The sequence below is a fragment of the Pseudomonas fluorescens genome (assembly GCF_001623525.1).
GTDB lineage: Bacteria > Pseudomonadota > Gammaproteobacteria > Pseudomonadales > Pseudomonadaceae > Aquipseudomonas > Aquipseudomonas fluorescens_Q.
In genome coordinates this window covers 2860438-2880706 of the sequence record NZ_CP015225.1, presented here as the reverse complement: position 1 = coordinate 2880706, position 20269 = coordinate 2860438, and the positions used below count along the sequence as shown (strand labels likewise).

Sequence of the window (20269 nt, the reverse complement as noted above, 5' to 3'; positions counted from 1 at the left end):
AAGTGACGTCTGAAACGTTCGAGTATGAGCCTTGCTGGAAGGTTCAGTACAAGTGACTGGTACAACTTTTGCTCAGGTTTTTGCCATGTACTGGTGCGTCAGCCTGCGCCAGTGCGCTGAAGCTGGGCGAAAGCCCGAAAAACCTTAACCCAAATAATCAAAACCCGCGAAGCACCTCCAAGCGGGATTTCGTTTTGACCGTTCTTGCGCACCAAAGCGGTTCGTCGGCCTGCGTACGGCCAATGAGTCGTTTCAACTTGGTGCGCTCGCAAGGCTGGCGAACCGGTTTGGTGCTTTTTTCAACTTTTTCAGGTCTGCCCATACCATGGAAAATATGCAAAACGCCGTGGACGGTCTGGTCCACAGCTCCAACACGCTGTTCATCCTGCTCGGCGCAGTTATGGTCCTGGCCATGCATGCCGGTTTTGCGTTTCTTGAAGTGGGAACGGTCCGGCAAAAGAACCAGGTCAATGCGCTGTCGAAAATCCTCAGCGATTTCGCGGTCTCGACCCTGGCCTATTTCTTTATAGGCTATTGGATTGCCTACGGTGTGACCTTCCTGCAACCGGCGGCGGTGCTCAGCGCCGATCATGGCTATAGCCTGGTGAAGTTCTTCTTCCTGCTGACCTTTGCCGCTGCGATCCCGGCCATCATTTCCGGTGGTATTGCCGAACGTGCCCGGTTCGCACCGCAGTTGTGCGCCACGGTGCTGATCGTGGCGTTTGTCTATCCGTTTTTCGAGGGCATGATCTGGAACGGCAATTTTGGCCTGCAGGCCTGGCTGCAAGCCCGGTTCGGCGCCAGTTTCCATGACTTCGCCGGCTCCGTGGTGGTGCATGCCATGGGCGGCTGGCTGGCGTTGGCTGCCGTGCTCTTGCTCGGCCCGCGTAATGGCCGCTACCGGGACGGTCGCCTGGTGGCGTTTGCGCCTTCGAGCATTCCATTCCTGGCCTTGGGTTCGTGGATCCTGATTGTCGGCTGGTTCGGTTTCAACGTGATGAGTGCCCAGACCTTGCCCGGGGTGAGCGGGCTGGTGGCGGTCAATTCGTTGATGGCCATGGTGGGCGGTACCGTGGCGGCATTGATAGTCGGACGCAATGACCCGGGCTTCCTGCACAACGGCCCGCTGGCCGGTCTGGTGGCGGTCTGTGCCGGTTCCGACCTGATGCACCCGGTCGGTGCGCTGGTCACGGGGGCCATTGCCGGTGCCTTGTTTGTCTGGTGCTTCACTGCGGCCCAGGGCAAGTGGAAGATCGACGATGTGCTCGGCGTCTGGCCGCTGCATGGGCTGTGCGGTGTCTGGGGCGGCATTGCTTGTGGCGTCTTTGGCCAGAGCGCCCTGGGCGGCCTGGGTGGGGTCAGCCTGGTCAGCCAATTGATCGGCACGGCGCTGGGCGTTGTCGTCGCCCTGGCCGGCGGGTTTGCGGTCTATGGCATGGTCAGGGTCGTGTTGGGGCTGCGGCTGACCCAGGAAGAAGAGTATTACGGCGCCGACCTGTCGATTCACAAGATCGGCGCGGTCAGCCAGGACTGAGCGTCGCGAGCGTCGCACTATGGCTCCTTGTCCTGGTTGCCGGGATAAAAGCCATGGAGCAGGCGGTAGCGGTCATGACGAACCTGGTCCACATGATGCCGGACCTGCTGCTCGGGCAGGCCGAGCATGATCAAGGCGTGGGAGGCCAGCATCAGGCTCGACTCCAGCAGTTCCGGGACCACTTCGCTGGCCCCGGCAGCCTGCAACTCGGCCAGTTGGCTGTCGTCACGGGTGCGCACCAGGATCGGTACCTGGTGATTGACCTGGCGGGCCGCCTTGAGCACGGTGATGGCAATGTCGGTCTTGTCCACCGCGATCACCAGCAGTCTGGCGCGGCTCAAGCCAACGGCCGCAAGCAGGTCCCCTCGTCGCGAATCCCCGTAATGCACGCAGTTTTCCCCGACGGTGGCTTCCTGGATAATCACCGGGTCGTCATCCAGGGCGACGAACGCCTGGCCTTCGCGACGCAGGAACCGCCCGATGGATTGACCGACGCGCCCGTAGCCGCAAATGACCACATGGCCCGACAAGCCGGCGTTGAGTGCGCTGATCTGGTCCAGTTGCGCCTCTTCGTTGGGTTTGCGATGCAGGCGCGCGGCGATGCGTGGCGCCGCACGCAGTAACAGGGGAGTCAGTAGCATCGAGCAGAAGGTCGCGGCCAGCAGCAGGCCGCTGATGTCGGCGGGCATGAGGCGGTTCTGCTGCATGAGGGCCATCAGGGCGAAGCAGAATTCACCGCCCTGGGCCAGCGCCAGGCCACTGCGCCAGGCGGTTTCAACGTCGCTGCCGCGCCATTTCACTAGGACGGCGACCACACAGCCCTTGATGAGCATCAGGCCGATGGTCAATCCCAGGATCAACAAGCCGTCATCGAGGAACAACTGCAGGTCGATCAGCATGCCGATGCTGACGAAAAACAGCCCCAGCAGGATATCTCGGAACGGACGTATGTCGGCTTCGATCTGATGCCGGTAGTGGCTCTCCCCCAGCAGCATGCCCGCCAGGAACGCTCCCAGGGCTGGCGACAAACCGAGCAGGTGGGTCAGCCATGCCGTCAGCAACACGATCACCAGGGCCAGCAGCACGAACAGTTCCGCGGACCGGGACGCCGCCACCTCATGGAACAGCCGGGGCAACAACAGTCGGCTAGCCAGCAGCAGACCACCGAACAGAACCAGGGTCTTGCCCAAGGTCAAGGGCAGTGCCCAGTACCATGGATGGTCGCTACTGCCGGCGAATACCGGCACCAGGGTCAACAACAGTACCGCGACAACGTCCTGGAACAACAACACTCCGATGGCGTTCTGGCCATGGCTGCTGAAGATTTCTCCCAGGCTGGTCAACTCCTTGCTGACGATGGCGGTGGAGGACAAGGCAAGTCCTGCGCCGAGCAACAACGCGGCGATCACAGGGGCGCCGGCCAACGCCAGCAATCCCGCCAGGACCGCCCCTGAGCACAGCACCTGCAGGCTGCCGAGGCCGAACACGACCCGACGCAGTTCGAGCATTTTCGACAGGGAAAACTCGAGCCCCAACGAGAACAGCAGGAACACCACTCCGAGCTCGGCCAGGTCTGGCAGTTCTTCGCTGTCGTTGACCCAGTCCAGCGCGGTGGGCCCGACCGCCAGCCCGACGCAGAGATATCCCAACACGGGTGGCAGGCGCAGCCGTCTGAACAAGGCGATGACCACCAGGGACGAAGCAAGGATGATCAGCAGGTTGGCAAACAAGGGGAACTCCGTTTCAAGGCTACAACGCACAGCGTAGAGGGGAAAATGCGACAAGCGTCGCTGGAAAGGCATTGACGTTCAGTGATTTGCATCAGCGTTTTACCGAAACACCTTGAAGCGAGCCAGCGACTCGACGGTTTCCCGGGTCGGGCCTAGAATGACCGTCTATCTTTTTTGGGTCTACCCGCCATGCTTCCTGAATGCCAGTTGTTCGGCACCCTGGGGTGTCATCTTTGCGAAGTAGCCGAAGCTGAACTGATGCCTCTCGTCGAACATGGATTGTTGGTGGAGCTGGTGGACATTTCAGAACGCGAAGCCTGGGTGGACAGTTATGGGCTGCGTATTCCCGTGCTGCGCAGGCTGGATACCGGTGCCGAGCTGGACTGGCCCTTCGAGGCCGAACAGATCGTGAAGTTTCTCGGTTGAGCAGTTCATCTGTCAGTTCCTGATACTGCGGTTGGCGAAAGTATCGTGCTTCGGTTACTGTATGTGCATACAGTTATCTGGAGTGCATCCCCTTGGTCAATGTCGAACAACTGAAAAGCAGCGTGAACAGGATGTCCGCGGACGTTGTGCGCGAGGCAGTCCTGGAACTGCGCCTGGATGGCTTGGTTACCGAAGGCAAGACGCCCTTCAATAAACTGCATTTCAACACCTGTTTCGCCGAGATTGAAGCGTTGTTCCAGCGTGCCGGCTATCACAAACAGCTGGATGTGGTGGGTTACCAGGGCCTGTTGTACGCGTTGTATGATCCAGGTCGCTGGGAGGCGGTAGAAGTGCTGCGCTGGTTGAAAGAGTTCACCGAAGCTGCGGCAAAATCGACGTCGGTCACCACGTGAGCAATCATTGCTGGGCTGGCCTGTGCGACTGTCGGATAATACTGCCTCGCAAAAAATGCCTAAGAGTTTTCAATGTCCGGTTCATCGTTTTCCGCCGCTCATCATCAGGCCAGTACGCTGTACCTGCCGCCCGGTTCCTGGCAGACGGTGCTGGAGTGCCTGTGTGAGCATTTCAGCGCCATCAGTCGCGAGCAGTGGCTGGACCGGATCGCTCGGGGTCGGGTATTGGACGGGGAGGGCAAGGCCATCCAGGTCGACCTGCCATACCGTGAAGGCCTGCGCATCCACTACTTCCGTGAAGTGCCCGACGAGAAGCCGATCCCGGTGGTGGAGTCGATCCTGTATGCCGACGAGCACTTGGTGGTGGCAGACAAACCGCATTTTCTGCCTGTCACTCCGGCGGGCGAATACGTCGAGCAAACCTTGTTGCGACGGCTGATCCGGCGCCTGGACAACCCGCATCTGGTGCCCTTGCACCGCATCGACCGGCACACGGCCGGGCTGGTGTTGTTCTCGGCCAACCCGCACACCCGTTCGGTGTATCAGTCGTTGTTCCCGACACGGCAGATCGAGAAGCGCTACCAGGCCATTGCCCGCGCGTTGCCTGGGTTGACCTTTCCCCGGGTGCATAGAAGCCGGATGATCGATGGTGAGCCGTTCTTTCGGATGCAGGAAGGACCGGGCGAGCCCAATACCGAAACGGCCATCGAAGTGCTGGAAAGGAACGGCGAGTTGTGGCGCTATGGCTTGTATCCGGTCACGGGCAAGAAACACCAGTTGCGGGTTCACATGAATGCCCTTGGGGCGGGGATCTGCAATGATCCGTTTTATCCTGATGTGCTTCGGGACGCCGAGGATGACTACGCCAACCCGCTCAAGCTACTGGCGCAAGGGCTGCGTTTCATCGACCCGATCACCGGCCAGGAACGTGTATTTCAGAGCGAGATCATATTGCAGTGGTAGTGCCCCCTGGTTTCCGACCAGGCATAAAAAAGCCCGCAAATGTTGCGGGCTTTTCGTATCTGGCGGTAGCGCTGAAGATTACAGGTCTTTAACGGTACGAACCTGATCCTTGTTCACGCGAGTCTGCTTGCCATCCAGTTGCTCGAATTCGTAGAAGCCGCTTTCTTCATCGTAATGAGGGGTATCGACGGCCTGGATTTCGCGACCGTCATTCAAGGTGATCACTGTTGGCGAAGCGCACCCGGCAAGGGTGGCGAGGCCCAGAGCGAGCATGAACGTGGCGAGGGTCCGTTGTGTCATGGTGTTTCTCCGAAATGGATTCTTCAAGTTACTGACCTTCAGACGTATACATTGCGCGCAAGTTCCTGGCTAGTGTCAATCTGACACGCCTTTATGTCGGGCCAGTAACTCTGGGGTGTTCAGATTGGCCAGCCGTGGGTCGTCGGCAGGGCATTGCAAGGCAACGGCGTGCAACGCGCGCATAACCCGACCGGGGCTGCGTTCGCCGTCGCTCCAGGCTTTTTCGAAGCTCGCTGCCAGGGCCAACGGGATGACACACAGCAGCGGTTCCCAATGCTCGCCGTGCCGCACCATCAATGGCTGGCCGGGGTGCTGGCTGGCCGTCCTGCGCATGTTGTCGAGCAGGCCTGCGTCGATCTGCGGCACGTCGCACGGCAGCACCAGCAAATACGGGTGCCTCGCAGCCTTGAGACCTGCCCGGATGCCCGCCAATGGCCCGGGAAAGTCGCCTTGCTCGTCATGCACCAACTGATCGGCATAGGGTGCATAACGTTGCGCATTACGGTTGCAGGAAATGATCAGGTCATCGCTCAGGGCGCGGGTCTGGCGATGGATATGGGCAATCAGCGGTTCGCCTTGCCACTGCACCAGGCCTTTGTCCTGACCGCCCATGCGTTGCCCGCGGCCACCCGCCAAGAGCAGAATGGAGCAGGATGGCAGCGGCGTAATCGAGGTCATGGCGTGTCTCCGCACGGGCGCAAAAATGAAGCGCTGTGATATAACACCGGGCTGTTTCCTTCACAACTGGACGCGCCTATGAAAGCCAAGGCTGATGTACCTTTTGTGCCGCTCAATATCGCGGTGCTGACTGTCAGTGATACTCGTACCCTGGAAACCGATACGTCCGGGCAGGTCTTCGTCGATCGGCTCACGGCGGCCGGCCACAACCTGGCGCAGCGGGTCCTGCTCAAAGATGATTTGTACAAGATCCGTGCGCAAGTCGCGACCTGGATTGCCGAAGACGTGGTGCAGGTGGTGCTGATCACTGGCGGCACCGGTTTCACGGGACGTGACAGCACGCCGGAAGCCGTCACGTGCCTGCTGGACAAGCAGGTCGATGGCTTTGGCGAGTTGTTTCGACAGATATCCGTGGCCGACATCGGCACTTCCACCGTGCAGTCCCGCGCGCTGGCAGGCCTGGCCAATGGCACGCTAGTGTGTTGCCTGCCGGGTTCGACCAACGCGGTGCGTACCGGATGGGATGGCATCCTGGCCGAACAGCTGGATGTGCGGCATCGGCCGTGCAACTTCGTGGCTCATTTGAAACAGGCAGCGCCTTGTGAATCCCGTGGGTAAACCGGGCAAGGCCGGGGCCTTGATGGCTGTTGAGGTCGCGTTGGAGCGACTGCTCGAGATGGCGGCGGCCACGCCGATTGTCCAGCGCGAGCATTTGCCTTTGGCCGCGGCGCTAGGGCGAGTGCTCGCCGAGGATCTGGTGTCGACCCTTGATTTGCCGCCATGGCCCAACAGTGCTATGGACGGCTATGCCTTGCGGTTGGCTGACTGGAGCGGCGAGCCGCTGACGGTCAGCCAGCGGATTTTTGCCGGGCAGGCCCCGGAGCCGCTGGCGGTTGGCACGTGTGCGCGGATCTTCACTGGGGCGCCAGTCCCTGCTGGCGCCGATTGCGTCGAGATGCAGGAAAATGCCGTGGTTGAAGACGACCAGCGGGTGCGGTTTACCGAGCCCATGGTCAGCGGGCAGAACATTCGCCCCCAGGGACAGGAGACCACCGTCGGCGAGCAGGTGCTTTCTGCCGGTACGCGCCTGGGGCCGATCGAGCTGGGGCTGGCAGCCTCCTTGGGCTGTGCCTCGCTGGAAGTGGTGCGCAAAGTTCGCGTCGCAGTCCTGTCCACGGGGGATGAGCTGGTCGAGCCCGGTCAGGCGTTGGGCCCAGGCCAGATCTATAACAGCAACCGCGTGCTGCTGTGTGGCTGGCTGCAATGCATGGGTTGTGAAGTGATTGACGCGGGTATCTTGCCCGACGATTTATCGGCCACCCGCGAGCGCCTGGCACGGTTGTCTGATGTCGATCTGATCCTGTCCACCGGTGGAGTATCGGTGGGGGAGGCGGATTTCCTGGGCATCGCCTTGCGCGAGGACGGCGAGCTGGCGCTATGGAAACTCGCCATCAAGCCGGGTAAGCCGCTGACGTTCGGGCATTACCGTGGGGTGCCGGTCATAGGCCTGCCTGGAAACCCTGCCTCGACCCTCGTGACTTTCGCACTGCTGGCACGGCCCTACCTGCTAAGACGCCAGGGCGTTAAGTCGGTGGCGCCGCTCATGTTCAAGGTGCCGGCCGGTTTCGCCTGGCCGAAGGCTGGCAGTCGACGAGAATACTTGCGAGGCCGCATGGAGAATGGTCGAGCGATCATCTACCGGAATCAAAGCTCGGGTGTCCTTCGCAGCGCCGCCTGGGCCGAAGGGTTGGTCGAAGTGCTCGAGGGACGGACGCTGGTGGAGGGCGATGAGGTGGGTTTCATTCCCTTGAGCGAAGTCCTGGGTTAGCACCGTGGCAGGTGTCCTGCGGCCCGAGCCGGATCCTCGGGCCTTCACGCGTCTCACCTTCATCGTGTGAGCAGCATCACCACCTGGTCGAATCGATTGTTCGCAATCCAGCCCAGCAGACCGAGCACCACCGCTGCAGCGCCGGCCGAATAGGCCAGCCTGTGGCGGATCACCTTTACGTCGGTGCGAATTTCATCCATGTCTTTGCGGATGTATTTGAGGTGGGTTTCCAGTTCAACGACGCGCGGTTCCAAATCAATTCCTCCAACGGGATTACTGCAACTTTTGCATGCGTTCTGAGTATTGGCCCGCGCGCTTCCAAGGGGCGCGCGCTGCTGGGGCAACAGCTTGTATTCACGGTTATGCATGGGACGGTTCATCCCCTTGGCCATAACTGTTCAAACGACTGATCCGGCCCCAGCGGGCCGTGACGTATCCATCCATGGGTAAGTGCTTCCTTGTGTGAAGAGGGTTTTAGCGTTCCAGCAAAACAGAAGGCCAAGGTGTCTCAATACCGCTAGAGGGTCAATTGAGCTGATTCGCCAGATCGTGTAAGAAAACTCTTCGAATCAAGACGTCCCGGTCGAACGAGCTGCCCTGCGGGTTTTTCCCGGGGGGCAAGCCTTCCTGCTTTTTTAATAAATTGAGATGTTTCGGGCTTTTTCGCTCGAATGAGCGGTCCCATTTCCTGAACCTTCCAATGACGGAGACAACGATGAGCAAAGGCAAGGCGCTGTTGATTTTGCATGGCAAGCAAGCGCTCAACGAAGAGGTTCGCACGGCAGTGATGCTCAAGCGCGAGCAGGGCTGGGACCTGGCGGTACGGTTGACCTGGGAGGCCGGTGATGCCCAACGATGCGTCGATGAGGCGCTGCAGGCCGGTTATACGCGACTGATCGCCGGCGGCGGTGATGGGACCTTGCGTGATATCGCCGAAGCGATCGTCCTCCATGCGAGTGAAGCCAGCCTGGTACTGCTGCCGCTGGGCACTGCCAACGATTTCGCCCGGGCGGCTGGCGTTCCGTTGGAGCCTGCGCAGGCCCTGGATTTGCTCGACGTTGCGCCGCAGGCCGTGGATGTGGGGGACGTCTGCGGTCGGATTTTCCTGAACATGGCCACCGGCGGTTTTGGCAGCCAGGTGACGGCGAACACTTCCGAGGATCTCAAGAAAGTCCTGGGAGGCGCGGCCTACCTGTTCACCGGCCTGTCGCGATTCAGTGAGCTGAGTGCCGCCTATGGTGAGTTGCAGGGCCCCGATTTCCACTGGCAGGGCGATTTGCTCGCGCTGGGCATCGGCAATGGCCGCCAGGCGGGGGGTGGCCACGTGCTGTGCCCGCAGGCGTTGGCCGATGATGGGTTGCTGGACATCAGCATCTTGCCGGCGCCTCAGGAGGTGGTCAGTACGTTGAAGGACTTGCTGGCGGGTGGCCTGGGCATCGACAACATGTTTGTCCGCGCGCGCTTGCCATGGGTGGAGATCAAGGTCGCGCAAGGCCTGGATATCAATCTCGATGGCGAGCCGTTGCAGGTAGACGCCCTGCGTTTCACTGTCCGCCCAAAAGCACTGAACGTGCACCTGCCGTCCGATTCGCCGCTGTTGGGTGGCGCGACGGCGCTCAATCGTCCAGGCTGATGATCTGTTCGCGAACCGCGAACAGCACAAGGCCGGCCACGTCATGGATCTGCAGGCGCTTCATGATTTGCGCCCGGTGGGTTTCCACGGTCTTGATGCTCAGGTTCAGGCCGTTGGCTATTTCCCGGGTGGACTTGCCGCGCACGATCAGCCGCAGTATTTCCAGCTGGCGTGCCGTCAGGTTATGAGTCCGGGCGGGGTCCGACTGATGCTTCTGGACGCGGGTCAGCGCCTGGTTGATCACGGTATGGGCGATGGCCGGGCTCAGGTAGCGTTCGTTGTTGCGCAGCGCCTCCAAGGCGTGTTTCAGCTCATTGGCGGTGGTGTCCTTGAGCAAATAGCCATGGGCTCCGGATTCCAGCGCCTGCATGATCAGCGCCGGATCCGTATGCATGGACAGGATCAGCACCTTGCTGTGGGGACGCACCCGCTTGAGCTGTTGCAAGGCGTCCAGGCCGCAGGTGTCCTTCATGGAAATGTCCAGCAGCACGATATCGGGGTTCAACCGTTCGACCAGTTCGACCAATCGCGTGCCATCGCTGGCTTCACCAATGACGGCATAGCCCGGGATATCCATGACCAGCGCGCGCACGCCGGCCCTGATCAGGGAGTGGTCATCGACCAGGAGCAAATTACAAATCAAAGGAGAACCTTATTCTTACTGGCTCGTTCCAGGGCTCGCGGCGCCCAGGGAAAGCGTGCTTCGATGTGCGTGCCCTTGCCGGCCTCGCTGATGACCTTGAGGGTGCCGCCCAACTGTTCGACCCGCTCCGACATGCCGGCCATGCCCCGTTGGCCTTCGCGAGCGGGGTGGGTGGCCGGGACAAATCCCTGGCCATCGTCGCTGATCAGCAGGCTCAGGCCGTCAGGCAGGCGTTGCAAGCGTACCAGCAGATTCGTCGCCCGGGCATGACGCAAGATGTTGGTGACCGCTTCCTGGGTGATCCGGAACACCGCGACCGACATTTCCTCCGGGATGCCTGCCATGCGCTGTTGGCAATCGAGGCTCCACTTCACCGGGGCATTGGCCAGCGTCTTGAGCAGGTGCGCCCGCAGGCTGGCTTCCAGTCCGAGGCTGGCCAGTTGCCGGGGGTTGAGGATCGCCGATACGTCGCGAACCTTGTTGAGGGTTTCGTCCAGGGTCTCGCAGAGTAGCGCGCATTGGCCTTGCAGTTCTTCCGGCATCCGCCGCTTGAGCCATTCGCCTTGCAGCTTCGCTGCGGTCAGCAACTGGCCAATGTCGTCGTGCAATTCGCGGCTGAGGCGATGGCGCTCGTTTTCCTGGACCTCAAGCAACCGGTCGGCCAGTTCCTGAGGCTGGAACTTGATGGATTTGCGTGACAATCGATGGTGGATCGCCACACAGGTCATGGCCGCGACATTCAGTACCAGCAGGCTCAACGGCACCGTGTAGGCGAACAGGTAGGCCAGCAGGCAGCCGAGGGTCGAGCAGATACACAATAATAATGTGAAGCGACGGGCGTTTTCTCGGGAGGGAGGCCAGGTGATGAATGACTTGAGGCTGGCGTACATAGCGGATGGAGCCAATGAATGTTCGCTGCGGGCTGGCCGGTCAGCGCATCTGACAGGCCCGGTCGGGTAAACGTTTCAGGTCGAGGGCAGCTTCGGTCGGCGGCTTTACGGCGCTGTCTTGAAGTGGCTGACGCGCGAGATAGTACCACTTCACCTATCGTTGGTCGCGCTCGGCATGGCGCGGTGAGCGCCACGTACCAGGCACGCAGCACTGAGCCGGTATCGTCGTCTCAGGCTTGTTTCTGGGGGTAGGGTACCAAGGCCAGCGGACGTGACGCTGCCGATGCCTGGCCAGGGCTCTGGCCTACCTGGAAAGCGAATGCCTCGATCAACGAGATCTGTTCGCTGGTGTCCAGGCCCAACTGGCCGGTGGTGTGATCGACCAGTTCCAATTGCCAGGCCATCAGGGTTAAACAATCCTTCAGGGCGTCCAAGGCCTGGTCATGCAACTCCATGTGGTTTTGCGCGTGACTGAGCAAACCATGGATATGCAGTGAAAACTCCGAAACGGCTTCCAGCGCCAAGGCATTGGCCTTGTTCGACAGTTTCAGCAAGGTGCTGAGCATACAATCGATGGCATCCTTGTCGTTGTTGATCAATTGCAGATGGCTCAGGCATTCCTCCGACTTGGCCAGCAGCGTCTCGGCTTCGATCAGAAGCTCGGGAAGACGCTGACTCCAGTTCCTGCGATCGTTCGGCATGCTTATCTCCACAACATCATGTCAGGCGAAAGGAAACCGCTTATGGCGAACGGCTGGATCTCAAGGTCGACCGCGGTCGGACGCACGGCGACACACCCCTGCCGATCCGCGAAAGTGAATTCGCAAACAATTGCACGGGTGGGATCGGCCGAAAGACTGGAGGTCCGATGTCCTGTGGTCGCGCACAAAAGCCTGACTCCGTTCAGCAATGAGAATGGCGTCACATTAATGGCTATTGGATAACGGGAATATCAGGTTGGACCTGATTGTGCCTAGGGGAATCCCTTAGGCAGGGGAACTTTGCACACAAGCGAGGGTCGCGTGGCAGGGAAAAATCGCAGATGAAATCATGAAGCCAGTAAAGCATGATGTTAATGTGACATCAATGCCCCGCGCTTGTATTTTATCCGGGGGTCAAGATTCGGTTCGTCCAGCCGATATCTCATTCATTGGATTCATCCGAACAAGCCCAGGAGTCATCAATGGCCGGCATTCTCGACACAGTAGATCAACGAACCCAACTGGTGGGTGAGAATCGCCTGGAAATTCTCATGTTTCGCTTGGCGGGTCGACAGTTGTTCGCCATTAACGTGTTCAAGGTCCAGGAAGTGCTGCAGTTGCCGAAGCTGACCCTGATGCCGCAGCGTCACGCGTTCGTGTGCGGCGTGGTCAATCTGCGCGGCCAGACGTTGCCGGTGATCGACCTGTCCCAGGCCATTGGCATGCGTCCTTTGGTGCCGGGCCCCAACAGCACCATTATCGTGACTGAATACAACCGCTCGGTTCAGGCATTCCTGGTGGGCGGCGTCGACCGCATCGTCAACATGAACTGGGAAGCCATCCTGCCACCGCCGACCAGCGCTGGCCGTGAGCACTACCTGACGGCCATCAGCAAGGTGGACGATCAGTTGGTGGAAATCATCGACGTGGAAAAAGTCCTGGCCGAAATCGTGCCGTACAACGCCAAGGTCTCCCGGGACAAGCTCGAAGATCCGGTGCTGGAGCGCGCCCGTGGTCGCGAAGTGTTGCTGGTGGACGACTCCAACGTCGCGCTCTCGCAACTGCGCGATACCCTGGGGCAACTGGGCGTGAAAATGCACATCGCCAGCGACGGCCTCAAAGCCCTGAACATGCTCAAGGCTTGGGCCGATACCGGCGAGGTGATGACCGATAAATTGCTGATGATCTTCACTGACGCGGAAATGCCCGAAATGGACGGCTACCGGCTGACCACCGAAATCCGCAACGACCCTCGCTTGCGTGGGCTCTATGTCGTACTGCACACCTCGCTGTCCGGCAGCTTCAACGATTCGATGGTCAAGAAGGTCGGTTGCGACAACTTCCTCTCCAAATTCCAGCCGGACAAGCTGGTCGATGTAGTGCGCCAGCGGCTGATGCTCGACTGAAACCGATGGTGGTTTGCTTCAATGGCCGGCTCGTATAAGGTGGCATTTTTTCGCCACCAGGGAAGTTGACCATGTTGCGGCTGAGCGCGCTGTTTCGGTATCCGTTGAAGTCCGGCAAGGGCGAGCCCTTGCAAGGGATCGGCCTGGACAAGCTCGGGCTGGACGGTGACCGGCGCTGGATGCTGGTGGATGAGGGCACGGGGCGTTTCCTGACCCAGCGAGCCGTGGCGAAGATGAGCCAGCTCTCAGCCTTGTGGAACGAATCGGGCGGCCTGACGCTCAGCGCGCCGGGCCATGGCGCCATCGACGTGCCGCTGCCGCCAGTGGTGGAGGAACAGCGGCGCGGGGTGATTATCTGGCGTGACACCTTGCGTGTGCCGGATGCCGGTGACGAGGCCGCGGCCTGGGTCAGCGAATTCATCGGCAATCCTACCCGCCTGGTGCATGTGCCGGTGGATCTGGCGCGTACCACCGCCGCCGGTTATGGCAAGGATGACGATAAGGTTGCCTTCGCCGATGGTTTTCCCCTGCTGCTGATTGGCCAGGCGTCCTTGCAGGATCTGTCGAGTCGGGTCGGTCGTTCGCTGGAAATGTTGCGCTTTCGCCCCAACCTGGTGGTCGAGGGCAGCGAGGCGTTTGCCGAGGACGGCTGGAAGCGCATTCGTATCGGCGAGGTTGAGTTCCGGCTGGTCAAGCCATGCTCACGTTGCATCATGACCACGGTCGATCCGCAAACCGGCGAACGCGATCCGAATCGCGAACCCTTTGCCACGTTGCAGCAGTACCGTTCGACACCGGACGGTGCGATGTTCGGTCAGAATCTGGTCAACGACAGCAACGGTCGGCTTGAAGTTGGCATGCCGGTTGAAGTGCTCGAATAAAAGGATCCGTAAACAAAAATGCCCGTGTCATTGGACACGGGCATTTTTGTTTATCAGGCAACAGTTTTTCTAGCTTTTGTGGCGAGGGAGCTTGCTCCCGCTGGACGCGCTAGCGTCCCCGGCCAAGAGGAGCTGCTTCACGCCCAGCGGGAGCAAGCTCCCTCGCCACAGGGGTAACTGTGCTCCCCGCTTTGTATTGCGCCGAATCAGCCGCGGTATTCACACAGGTAAGCGGTGTCGACGGCCACTTTGAGCTGGAATTTGCTGTTGGCCGGAACATTGAACTGGCTGCCGGCCGCGAAGGTTTCCCAGTCGGTGCTGTCAGGCAGCTTCACGGTCAGGGCGCCGGAGACCACGTGCATGATTTCCCGTTGGGCCGTGCCGAACTCATATTCGCCCGGTGCCATGACGCCGATGGTCGCAGGGCCTTCGGCAGTGCCAAAAGCGATCGACTTGACGGTGCCGTCGAAGTACTCGTTGACTTTAAACATGGGCGATTCCTCGAAAAAGGGGCTGAAAAAGGCCGGCCAGTATGCACAAGGCCGCAACATTCGTCATCTGCCGCGCTGGGAGGTGGCTGCCGCTCAACCCGGAAGCACCAGCGGCAACAACCGCGCGGTGTTGCGGGCATCTTCCAGCGCTCGGTGCTGTTGACCGCAGAATTGCAGGCCCGCCAGTTGCAGCGCGCCATTGAGCCCCAGCGGTCGCTCCAGTCGACGGGCCTTGGCGAAGCGTTGCTTGAGGTTCATGTGCGGCACCTGGCCGAGGACACTGTGCAATTGCTGGTGCTGCCATTCCTGAAGCAGTTGCTTGCGGTCGTAATCGCCCCAACTGACCCAGCTTTCCAGCTTCGACTGATACGGCGCCAGCCAGCGCTCGAACACCGGCCAGACCTCGGTCAAGGGTGCGGCACTGTCGATATTGGCCTGGGTGATGTGGGTCAGTTCGCGACAGAAGGGCGTCAGCAGCGGTCGCCTCAGGGGCCGCACGAAGCGCTGGAAATGATCCACTTCGCGGCCGTCACGATTCACCAGCGTGGCGCCGATTTCGATAATTTCCATTTCGGTTACCGGCCAGCCACCTTCATCGGTGGTGGCCTCCAGATCAATCACCAGCCAGTGAGGCATTGCAGGGTTCCCGGTATCGGCGTGCTGATGGGTTTGAGCGTAGTCAAACCCTCGGCATCCGACTAGTGGGCCGTTTCAACGCGCAACAAAACCTGGCGTTTTTTCACCTGGTCACCCCGCGCGACCTGCAAATGCGTGACCACGCCGTCGACGCCGGCCTTGAGTGGGTGCTCCATTTTCATGGCCTCAAGCACCATGAGCAACTGGCCTTGGTGCACGGTGCTGCCTTCGCGGACCCGCAGCTCGACAATGGCGCCGTCCATTGGCGCCTTGAGCGTGCCGTCGCTGGCGCTGGTCTTGGCGGCGATGGGGGCCAGGGTCCGATCTTGCAGGTGCAGGCCGCCAGGGCAGGTGAACAGCCAGAGATCGTTGCCATCGAGGCGCCACGCATGCCGCCGGCGAATCCCATCGATCACCAGCGTTGCGCCATGGGGGGCAGCGTCGAGCAACCTCAGTTCGATCAAGCGCCCGGCACTGCGGATATTGAATGTGCCGTCGGCTTCGGCCACCAGGCTCAGCGTCCAGTCGTGCTCCCCGACACCGATCCGGTAATGCAGCACCACGCCGATGCTGTTGCGCCATCCGCCCAGGCCCTGAGCATGTCGCGCCTGCGAAGCCTGATAAAACGCCGCCGTGGCGATGGCGAGTTGTTCGGCAGAAGGCTCAAGGGGCCGGAGCGCCGCATGATCGGCAAAGTGTTGCCCGATGAATCCGTTGCCGAAGTCACCGTCGATGAACCGCGGATGTGCCAGCAACCCGGTGAGCAGCCGCTGGTTGCTCTGGACGCCAAGCAGGACGCAATCTTCCACCGCTCGCAACAATTTGCGTCGGGCCTCCTCGCGAGTGGCGCCGTGGACGATGAGCTTGCCCAGCATCGAGTCGTAAAACGGGGTGATGGCTTGGCCCTCCAGCAGGCCATGGTCGATTCGCACGCCGTCCTGCGAGGGCGGCTCCCAACCGATCAGCCGCCCGGTCTGGGGCAGAAAATCCGCCGCCGGGTCCTCGGCGTACAGCCGCACCTGCATGGCATGGCCGCTTAGCGTCACCTGCTCCTGGCGCAGGGGCAGCGACCTGCCGGCGGCGACGTCCAATTGCCAGGCCACCAGATCCAGGCCGGTGATCAACTCGGTGACTGGGTGTTCGACCTGCAGGCGCGTGTTCATCTCCAGGAAGTAAAACCGACCGTCCGCAGCGAGCAGGAACTCCACGGTCCCGGCCCCGACATAATTCACTGCGCGTGCGGCCTTGAGTGCCGCGTCACCCATGGCCCGGCGCAGGTCGGTGGTCATGACCGGGCAGGGCGCTTCCTCGATGACTTTCTGGTGGCGCCGCTGGATCGAGCAGTCCCGTTCGCCCAGGTGGATCAGCTGACCGTGATGGTCGCCGAAGATCTGCACTTCCACATGCCGCGGATCGATCAACGCCTGTTCGAGGATCAACTCGTCGCTGCCAAAACCGTGCAGGGCCTCCGAGCGCGCGCCGCGCAACTGCTCCAGCAGGTCCTCGGCCCGCTGGACCAGGCGCATGCCTCGACCTCCGCCGCCGGCGCTGGCCTTGATCATCAACGGGTAGCCGATACGCCCGGCTTCGCGCTGCAGCGTGTCGTCGTCCTGGGCGGCGCCCTGGTAACCGGCGATGCAGGGAACGCCGGCTTCAATCATGGCGATTTTTGCCCGGCGCTTGCTGCCCATCAGGTCGATGGCCTCGGGGCTGGGGCCGATGAACACGATGTCGGCCGCTTCGCAGGCCTTGGCGAACCCGGCATTTTCCGAAAGGAAGCCGTAGCCGGGATGGATCGCATCGGCTCCGCAGCGCCGGGCTGCATCGAGAATGGCCGAGGGGTTGAGGTAGGACTGCTGCGCCGCGGCTGGGCCGATCAACACCGCTTCATCGGCCATGCGCACATGCAGCGCGTCGGCGTCAGCCTCGCTGAACACCGCTACCGTGCGATAACCCAGGGCTTGGGCGGTGCGCTGGATGCGACAGGCGATTTCGCCGCGGTTGGCGATGAGGATTTTGCTGAAGGCGGGCATGGGTTCATTCCTGGCGTCTTGCGGTGTCTGTATGGGCCTCATCGCGAGCAAGCTCTGCTCCCACAGGCGAATGCACTCACTGGGCATTGTGGGAGCAAAGCGTGCTCGCGATGGCGCTCTGGCAGGTGATGCACTCAGTTTTTCTTTCCCGGCAAAATCCCCATGAGTTTGCAGATGATGCCCAGCATGATCTCGTCCGCACCGGCACCGATGGACACCAGCCGCACGTCGCGATAGGCCCGGGCGACCGGGTTGTCCCACATGAAGCCCATGCCGCCCCAGTATTGCAGGCAACTGTCGGTGGTTTCCCGGGCCAGGCGTCCGGCCTTGAGCTTGGCCATCGACGCCAGTCGCGTGACGTCCTGGCCGTTGATGTACTGCTCGGTGGCCTGGTAGACCAGCGCCCGCAGGCATTCGATCTCGCTGGCCAGTTCCGCCAGGCGAAAGTGGATCACCTGGTTGTCGATCAGGGGCGCGCCGAAGGTCTTGCGTTCCTTGCAGTACTCGATGGTGCTGTCGATGCAATGCTCCAGGCCCTTGAGCATGTTGGCCGCGCCGAACAGGCGTTCTTCCTGGAATTGCAGCATCTGCATCATGAACCCGGCGCCCTCCTGGCCGATGCGATTGCGTTGTGGCACCCGCACGTCGTCGAAAAACACCTGGGCGGTTTCCGAGCTGCGCATGCCGAGTTTGTCCAGGTGCTGGCCAAGGCTGATGCCGGGGCTGTGCATCGGCACCATGATCAGCGATTTGTTGACGTGGGGCTTGTCGTCCGAGGTATTCGCCAACAGGCAGATGAAGTCAGCGCTTGGCGCATTGGTGATCCACATCTTGCTGCCACTGATGACGTAGTCGTCGCCGTCCTTGCGCGCGGTGGTCTTGAGGCCGGCGACGTCGGAGCCGGCGCCCACCTCCGAGACGCCGATGCAGCCCACCTGTTCGCCGCGGATGGCCGGGCGCAGGAAGGCTTCACGCAACTCATCGGAGCCGAAGCGGGCCAGGGCCGGGGTGCACATGTCGGTCTGCACGCCGATGGACATGGGCACGCCGCCGCAATGAATGGTGCCGAATTCCTCGGCCGCGACGATCGAATAGCTGTAGTCCAGGCCCATGCCGCCGAAGGCCGCTGGTTTGGAAATGCCCAGCAGGCCCAGCTCGCCGGCCTTGCGGAAAACCTCGTGGATGGGAAAACGCCCGGCTTTCTCCCATTCGTCGACGTAAGGGTTGATGTCATGCTCGACAAACTGGCGAACGGTGCGCCGCAGTGCTTCGTGTTCCGGGGTGAAGATCATTTTCAGTGTTCTCCTGTGAGCCGTGGAGCGTCCTCAGAAACGGGCCACGCCGAAGCTGTTGGCTTGCAGTGGCCGCTGCTCAGCCTCGTGACAGATGTCCAGCAGGTAGCCCAGCAAAGTGCGCGTGTCGCGCGGATCGATGAGCCCGTCGTCCCACAGGCTGGCGCTGCCGTAGAGGGCGGTGGACTGGCTGTCGAGTTTCTGCGCGGTGGTTTGTTCGAGCAGGTCCAGCACCTTCGGGTCGGGGGTCAGGCCGTTCTTGATCTGCGTGGCCTCGGTGACCATGCGCAGGACCTTGCCGGCCTGGGCACCGCCCATCACCGCCGTATGGCTGTTGGGCCAGGCGAAGATGAAGCGTGGGTCCAGCCCACGGCCGCACATGGCGTAATTGCCGGCGCCGTAGGAGCCGCCCACCACGACGGTCAGCTTGGGCACTCGGGCATTGGCCACGGCCTGGATCATCTTGGCACCGTGCTTGATCACCCCTTGTCGCTCCGACTCGGTGCCGACCATGAACCCGGTGGTGTTGTGCAAAAACAGTAACGGCGTGCGGCTCTGGTCGCACAATTGGATGAACTGGGCGGCCTTGCTGGCGCCTTGCGGCGTGATGGGGCCGTTGTTGCCGATCAGGCCGCAGGCATGGCCGCGAATGTGCAGGTGACCGCAAATCGTCTGGGCATCGAACTCGCTTTTGAAGGCCAGGAAATTCGAGCCGTCGGCGATGCGGGCGATGATTTCCTGCACGTCATAGGGTGTCTTCGGGTCGTCGGGGACCAGTCCCAATAATTCGTCGGCAGGGTAGAGCGGTTCCGTCCAGCTTCGTTCGGGCTGCGGTGGCAGTTGTGCATTCCAGGGCAGCAGGCTGAGAATCTCCCGGGCCAGGCGCACGCCGTCGGCGTCGTTCTCCGCCAGGTATTCGGCGGTGCCCGCCACCTGCGCATGCATCTGTGCACCGCCCAATTCCTCCTCGCTGGCCACTTCGCCGGTCGCGGCCTTGAGTAACGGCGGCCCGGCCAGGAACAAGCGGGCCTTGTCGCGCACCACCACCACGTAATCCGACAACCCTGGCTGATAAGCCCCGCCTGCGGTGGCCGAGCCATGCACCACGGTGATCTGTGGCAGGCCCATGGCCGACATGCGTGCCTGGTTGGCGAAGCAGCGTGCGCCTTCGACGAATATCTGCGCGGCGTAATTGAGATTGGCACCGCCACTTTCGGCGAGGGTGATGACCGGCAGTTTGTTTTCCATGGCGATCTGTTGCAGGCGCAGGGTCTTGTACAAGCCGCTGGGGGAAATCGTGCCGCCCTTGATTGCGCTGTTGTTGGCCACCACCAGCACCCGCACCCCGGACACGTAGCCGATCCCGGCGATCAGGCCGCCGCCGGCCTGGCTACCGTCCTTGTCGTCATGGAGTTTGTAGCCGGCCAGGCTCGCCAGTTCGAGGAACGGCGCGCCAGGGTCCAGCAGCAGGTTCAGGCGCTGGCGCGGCATCAGTTGGCCGCGCTGGTCGAACTTGCCCTGGGCCTGGGCGGCTTTCTCCAGCACGGCCTGTTCGAGCTGGCGCAGCTGTTCGACACCGGCCAGCATCGCCGCGTGGTTGCGCGTGAAGTCAGCGCAGTGCGGGTCAAGGTGCGATTCGATGACTGGCATGCAGATTCCTCTTGCTCGAACGGATTAGCGCACAACTCTGTGGCGAGGGAGCTTGCTCCCGCTCGATTGCGCAGCAATCGCAAAAAGCGGGGTCGCTGCGCAACCCAGCGGGAGCAAGCTCCCTCGCCACACAAAAGCTGC

Annotated in this window: 21 protein-coding genes; 9 read left to right on the top strand and 12 right to left on the bottom strand. The window is 61.4% G+C overall.

Annotated features, from left to right (window positions below; translation table 11 throughout):
- Window positions 1–325 precede the first annotated feature (325 nt).
- Entirely contained in the window at window positions 326–1534 is a 1209-nt protein-coding gene (locus TK06_RS12265) for an ammonium transporter (RefSeq protein WP_063322300.1), read from the top strand.
- Between the two features lie 17 nt (window positions 1535–1551).
- On the opposite strand, the gene TK06_RS12260 is transcribed toward TK06_RS12265, so the two are convergent.
- Window positions 1552–3264 carry a cation:proton antiporter gene (locus TK06_RS12260; RefSeq protein WP_063322299.1) on the bottom strand — a complete coding sequence of 571 codons (1713 nt, stop codon included), beginning with the start codon at window positions 3262–3264 and terminating at the stop codon, window positions 1552–1554.
- A 189-nt stretch (window positions 3265–3453) separates the two neighbouring features.
- On the opposite strand from TK06_RS12260, the gene TK06_RS12255 reads away from it, so the two are divergent.
- From TK06_RS12255 to TK06_RS12245, 3 genes are all read left to right on the top strand, one after another.
- Window positions 3454–3690, top strand: coding sequence for a glutaredoxin family protein (locus TK06_RS12255; RefSeq protein ID WP_063322298.1), 237 nt, complete (start codon window positions 3454–3456; stop codon window positions 3688–3690).
- 92 nt (window positions 3691–3782) lie between these two features.
- Entirely contained in the window at window positions 3783–4103 is a 321-nt protein-coding gene (locus TK06_RS12250) for a hypothetical protein (protein ID WP_063322297.1), read from the top strand.
- Window positions 4104–4175: 72 nt separating this feature from the next.
- Entirely contained in the window at window positions 4176–5066 is an 891-nt protein-coding gene (locus TK06_RS12245; RefSeq protein ID WP_063322296.1) for a pseudouridine synthase, read from the top strand.
- A gap of 78 nt (window positions 5067–5144) precedes the next feature.
- Here the strand turns inward: TK06_RS12245 and TK06_RS12240 are convergent, their stop codons facing one another.
- Both TK06_RS12240 and mobA read right to left on the bottom strand, forming a co-directional pair.
- A complete protein-coding gene (locus tag TK06_RS12240; RefSeq protein WP_003199454.1) occupies window positions 5145–5366 on the bottom strand; it encodes a YgdI/YgdR family lipoprotein in 222 nt (73 codons plus the stop codon).
- A 75-nt stretch (window positions 5367–5441) separates the two neighbouring features.
- A complete protein-coding gene (gene mobA / locus TK06_RS12235; protein ID WP_063322295.1) occupies window positions 5442–6044 on the bottom strand; it encodes a molybdenum cofactor guanylyltransferase MobA in 603 nt (200 codons plus the stop codon).
- A gap of 78 nt (window positions 6045–6122) precedes the next feature.
- On the opposite strand from mobA, the gene moaB reads away from it, so the two are divergent.
- Both moaB and TK06_RS12225 read left to right on the top strand, forming a co-directional pair.
- Window positions 6123–6662 (top strand): molybdenum cofactor biosynthesis protein B, encoded by a 540-nt coding sequence (gene moaB, locus TK06_RS12230; protein ID WP_063322294.1) that lies wholly within the window; start codon window positions 6123–6125, stop codon window positions 6660–6662.
- Between the two features lie 22 nt (window positions 6663–6684).
- Window positions 6685–7872, top strand: coding sequence for a molybdopterin molybdotransferase MoeA (locus TK06_RS12225; protein WP_161951753.1), 1188 nt, complete (start codon window positions 6685–6687; stop codon window positions 7870–7872).
- A 59-nt stretch (window positions 7873–7931) separates the two neighbouring features.
- Here the strand turns inward: TK06_RS12225 and TK06_RS33025 are convergent, their stop codons facing one another.
- Window positions 7932–8240, bottom strand: coding sequence for a hypothetical protein (locus TK06_RS33025; RefSeq protein ID WP_238992627.1), 309 nt, complete (start codon window positions 8238–8240; stop codon window positions 7932–7934).
- 347 nt (window positions 8241–8587) lie between these two features.
- Between TK06_RS33025 and yegS the strand changes: the two genes are divergently transcribed.
- The gene (gene yegS, locus TK06_RS12215) at window positions 8588–9505 is read left to right on the top strand and encodes a lipid kinase YegS (protein ID WP_063322292.1); all 918 of its coding nucleotides are present in this window, start codon (window positions 8588–8590) and stop codon (window positions 9503–9505) included.
- Here yegS and TK06_RS12210 read toward each other — a convergent pair.
- The 3 genes from TK06_RS12210 to TK06_RS12200 form a co-directional block, all read right to left on the bottom strand.
- Window positions 9489–10148: a response regulator gene (locus TK06_RS12210; protein ID WP_063322291.1), complete on the bottom strand. Its 660-nt coding sequence runs from the start codon at window positions 10146–10148 to the stop codon at window positions 9489–9491. The two genes, yegS and TK06_RS12210, sit on opposite strands and share 17 nt — an antisense overlap.
- Complete coding sequence (locus TK06_RS12205; protein WP_063322290.1) at window positions 10145–11038, bottom strand: sensor histidine kinase; 894 nt, start codon at window positions 11036–11038, stop codon at window positions 10145–10147. Before TK06_RS12205 ends, TK06_RS12210 begins: the two co-directional genes overlap by 4 nt.
- 230 nt (window positions 11039–11268) lie before the next feature.
- Window positions 11269–11739, bottom strand: coding sequence for a hypothetical protein (locus tag TK06_RS12200; RefSeq protein ID WP_063322289.1), 471 nt, complete (start codon window positions 11737–11739; stop codon window positions 11269–11271).
- A 482-nt stretch (window positions 11740–12221) separates the two neighbouring features.
- Here TK06_RS12200 and TK06_RS12195 point away from each other — a divergent pair, with 482 nt between their 5' ends.
- Window positions 12222–13145, top strand: a complete 924-nt coding sequence (locus TK06_RS12195; RefSeq protein ID WP_063322288.1) for a chemotaxis protein CheV — start codon at window positions 12222–12224, stop codon at window positions 13143–13145.
- A 71-nt stretch (window positions 13146–13216) separates the two neighbouring features.
- Complete coding sequence (locus TK06_RS12190; protein WP_063322287.1) at window positions 13217–14026, top strand: MOSC domain-containing protein; 810 nt, start codon at window positions 13217–13219, stop codon at window positions 14024–14026.
- A gap of 206 nt (window positions 14027–14232) precedes the next feature.
- On the opposite strand, the gene TK06_RS12185 is transcribed toward TK06_RS12190, so the two are convergent.
- The 5 genes from TK06_RS12185 to atuC form a co-directional block, all read right to left on the bottom strand.
- Window positions 14233–14517 carry a pyrimidine/purine nucleoside phosphorylase gene (locus TK06_RS12185; protein WP_003183665.1) on the bottom strand — a complete coding sequence of 95 codons (285 nt, stop codon included), beginning with the start codon at window positions 14515–14517 and terminating at the stop codon, window positions 14233–14235.
- 93 nt (window positions 14518–14610) lie between these two features.
- On the bottom strand, window positions 14611–15153 hold the full coding sequence (locus TK06_RS12180) for an exonuclease domain-containing protein (RefSeq protein ID WP_063322286.1): 543 nt from the start codon (window positions 15151–15153) through the stop codon (window positions 14611–14613).
- Between the two features lie 62 nt (window positions 15154–15215).
- Window positions 15216–17186 (bottom strand): acetyl/propionyl/methylcrotonyl-CoA carboxylase subunit alpha, encoded by a 1971-nt coding sequence (locus TK06_RS12175; protein WP_063322285.1) that lies wholly within the window; start codon window positions 17184–17186, stop codon window positions 15216–15218.
- A gap of 134 nt (window positions 17187–17320) precedes the next feature.
- Window positions 17321–18478 (bottom strand): citronellyl-CoA dehydrogenase, encoded by a 1158-nt coding sequence (gene atuD, locus TK06_RS12170; protein WP_063322284.1) that lies wholly within the window; start codon window positions 18476–18478, stop codon window positions 17321–17323.
- A gap of 33 nt (window positions 18479–18511) precedes the next feature.
- The gene (gene atuC, locus TK06_RS12165) at window positions 18512–20128 is read right to left on the bottom strand and encodes a geranyl-CoA carboxylase subunit beta (RefSeq protein WP_063322283.1); all 1617 of its coding nucleotides are present in this window, start codon (window positions 20126–20128) and stop codon (window positions 18512–18514) included.
- Window positions 20129–20269 lie beyond the last annotated feature (141 nt).

Bases quoted from the DNA above. Each gene is read 5' to 3' on its own strand.
- TK06_RS12265 (WP_063322300.1), top strand. From the start codon at position 326: ATGGAAAATATGCAAAACGCCGTGGACGGTCTGGTCCACAGCTCCAAC.
- TK06_RS12255 (WP_063322298.1), top strand. From the start codon at position 3,454: ATGCTTCCTGAATGCCAGTTGTTCGGCACCCTGGGGTGTCATCTTTGC.
- TK06_RS12245 (WP_063322296.1), top strand. From the start codon at position 4,176: ATGTCCGGTTCATCGTTTTCCGCCGCTCATCATCAGGCCAGTACGCTG.
- TK06_RS12240 (WP_003199454.1), bottom strand. From the start codon at position 5,366: ATGACACAACGGACCCTCGCCACGTTCATGCTCGCTCTGGGCCTCGCC.
- mobA (WP_063322295.1), bottom strand. From the start codon at position 6,044: ATGACCTCGATTACGCCGCTGCCATCCTGCTCCATTCTGCTCTTGGCG.
- moaB (WP_063322294.1), top strand. From the start codon at position 6,123: ATGAAAGCCAAGGCTGATGTACCTTTTGTGCCGCTCAATATCGCGGTG.
- TK06_RS12225 (WP_161951753.1), top strand. From the start codon at position 6,685: ATGGCTGTTGAGGTCGCGTTGGAGCGACTGCTCGAGATGGCGGCGGCC.
- TK06_RS33025 (WP_238992627.1), bottom strand. From the start codon at position 8,240: ATGCATAACCGTGAATACAAGCTGTTGCCCCAGCAGCGCGCGCCCCTT.
- yegS (WP_063322292.1), top strand. From the start codon at position 8,588: ATGAGCAAAGGCAAGGCGCTGTTGATTTTGCATGGCAAGCAAGCGCTC.
- TK06_RS12205 (WP_063322290.1), bottom strand. From the start codon at position 11,038: ATGTACGCCAGCCTCAAGTCATTCATCACCTGGCCTCCCTCCCGAGAA.
- TK06_RS12200 (WP_063322289.1), bottom strand. From the start codon at position 11,739: ATGCCGAACGATCGCAGGAACTGGAGTCAGCGTCTTCCCGAGCTTCTG.
- TK06_RS12195 (WP_063322288.1), top strand. From the start codon at position 12,222: ATGGCCGGCATTCTCGACACAGTAGATCAACGAACCCAACTGGTGGGT.
- TK06_RS12190 (WP_063322287.1), top strand. From the start codon at position 13,217: ATGTTGCGGCTGAGCGCGCTGTTTCGGTATCCGTTGAAGTCCGGCAAG.
- TK06_RS12185 (WP_003183665.1), bottom strand. From the start codon at position 14,517: ATGTTTAAAGTCAACGAGTACTTCGACGGCACCGTCAAGTCGATCGCT.
- TK06_RS12180 (WP_063322286.1), bottom strand. From the start codon at position 15,153: ATGCCTCACTGGCTGGTGATTGATCTGGAGGCCACCACCGATGAAGGT.
- TK06_RS12175 (WP_063322285.1), bottom strand. From the start codon at position 17,186: ATGCCCGCCTTCAGCAAAATCCTCATCGCCAACCGCGGCGAAATCGCC.
- atuD (WP_063322284.1), bottom strand. From the start codon at position 18,478: ATGATCTTCACCCCGGAACACGAAGCACTGCGGCGCACCGTTCGCCAG.
- atuC (WP_063322283.1), bottom strand. From the start codon at position 20,128: ATGCCAGTCATCGAATCGCACCTTGACCCGCACTGCGCTGACTTCACG.